We start from the raw sequence: 2215 nt of genomic DNA on the forward strand, positions 1-2215 counted from the left end.
CCTACTTCGACAGGTTGCCACATCCCGCGGCTGCCTGAACCCGGCAGGATTCCACTTATCCAGGCCCAGGTCGCTGTTCAGACAAACCGAGCCACCTCTCCCGCTTCGATCGCCGCGATCACCCGCTTTCGCAGATCCAACGATAAGGCTGCCGGCATCCCGATCTCCTCGGAAAGCCCGACATCGAATCAGATCCGCAGACCGCCCGCCATCCCCAACGATTCAAGCTCGCCGGACGCGGCTCTAGGGGCGATGAAGCCACTTTTGTCACCATCCCCGCCGCAGACGGTCGCCGGACGAACCGGGTTCGGAACCCGGGCGGTTGCCTCAACCACGCTTGAAGGGTTGCTATCACGGCCACCTACGCATCAGCCATATACGTCTACGCTAAGGCCGAAACGACTCCACAGATGTATCAAGAGCCTGGAGCTACTATTGCAAATCCGGACCGCTTTTGGCACTGTTTTGGAGTTGCTTCCTCCTTTGAAATTGCTCACAGGTAACCAGGGTCATCCAATTTCACGATGGTGTCATTCCCAACCTAGGGACGCCTGCGATTGCAGGGCATAGATCTCAACCGCTCACATCTGCTTCTTTATCATGAAAGTAGAAATATAAGATGAGTTGTGAAATTAAGTTAGAGCATCTGTATTTCTTAGTTGCAGAGCAGGCAGCCCAAAATATAGCGCTTACCCTAATGTTGCGGAATGTTGCCGCAAACAATCGTCGATTAGGACTTGATGTTCGAAAGCACGCAGAAAATTGGAATGAGATGGGTCGTGACGCTTTAGACAAGTCGAGTTTTGCTGTGCCGGAACGTGACGTCGAACTAGTGCGTGAACTAGCGAAACAGAGATACGACGAAATTATAGCAACCGGTCTGCGCTAAGATCCATCAACAGCCAGCCTCAACGCTCCTAAGCGTTCGCAGGACGGCCACCCTGCACGTCTTTGCGGCTGCCTATGCCGTCTGAACACCTAAAAAGATCACATGACCGGCCTCCACACTTAAATCCGATTCTGACATTACGACGGCCGACGAGGAACCATGGCCGTAATAGCTCAGTACCTACGTAACTGGACCGTTGAGCGTGTTGACACGTCGCAAACGGGCTACAGGTTGTTTGCCCGCTTCAATGTCGAGCCTGGCCATTGCCAGAAATGCGGTTCTCCGCGAAAACCCTATAAGCACGGGCAGAAGAATGTCGATTACATCGATGCCCCCATACATGGCAGGCCGACGATCATAAGTGTCGACGTCCGGAGATATCGATGCCTCGACTGTACAGCCACTTTCATGCAGCCGCTGCAGGATGTGCATTTCCAGCGCCGTATGACGGTACGATGCATTGAGCATATCCGTGATCAGTCTCTCATGCGACTTTTTACTCATCTGGCTCGTGAAATAGGACTTGATGAAAAGACGGTTCGAAACATTAGTAACGAAGAACTGGATTTATTTATTGCCAATTATCGCCCATCTGCTCCCGTTGCGCTGGGTATATCCGAGATTGTCCTTCGAGGACGCAAGTACGCTCTCTTTGTGAACCTCGATGATCAGCGAGTCCTCGACCTGGTCGAAGGTTCGAGCCGAACGATCGTCGTTCAATGGCTAAGGGACTTGCCCGACCGCAGCCGCATCCAGATTGTCATCATCGATATTAGGGGGCCTTACAGGGAGGCTGTTACTTCTACTCTGTCAGAGGCTGTCATTATTGCCGACAAATGGTTTATGATCGGGCAAGCAAACGATACGCTCGATGGTATCCGTAGACAGCAATGGGGAAAATCAAAAAGCTGCTTGAATTTTGGTCGGGGCCGGCGACTGCTCCAGGCGAGCCGTCATAATCTCAATGAGAAGCGTACATCAATCCTCAACAAAGTTCTAGGTAACAACGCTCTTCTTTCGGCAGCATGGCACTGCAAAGAAGGGTTCCGCGACATCTGGGGATATGAACATCGCCCCTCTCGACGCGATGCCGAGGTGATGTTCAAAGCCTGGAAGGCGTGCATCCCGGATGAGGTCAGTGCGTTCCGATTGATCGCAAAGACGGTTGAAGACGCGTACGAAGCGGTCTTTGCCTACTTCGATCAACCATTCACGATCGCCGCTACCGAAGCGCCCAAGAGACTCATCAAGATCGTAAACAGGGCCGGCCGTGCCTACGCCTTCGATGCGATTCGGGCTCGGGCGATCCTGATGCCGACGCACGAC

At 53.0% G+C, this 2215-nt stretch carries 1 protein-coding gene; it reads left to right on the forward strand.

What is annotated here, in order from left to right; genetic code table 11:
* Positions 1-1048: 1048 nt before the first annotated feature.
* Positions 1049-2215: ISL3 family transposase (locus COGEMETH_RS07420; RefSeq protein ID WP_238181971.1), on the forward strand; the 1167-nt coding region annotated here is incomplete at its 3' end.

This window comes from Methylobacterium trifolii (assembly GCF_022179685.1).
GTDB classification, from domain to species: domain Bacteria; phylum Pseudomonadota; class Alphaproteobacteria; order Rhizobiales; family Beijerinckiaceae; genus Methylobacterium; species Methylobacterium trifolii.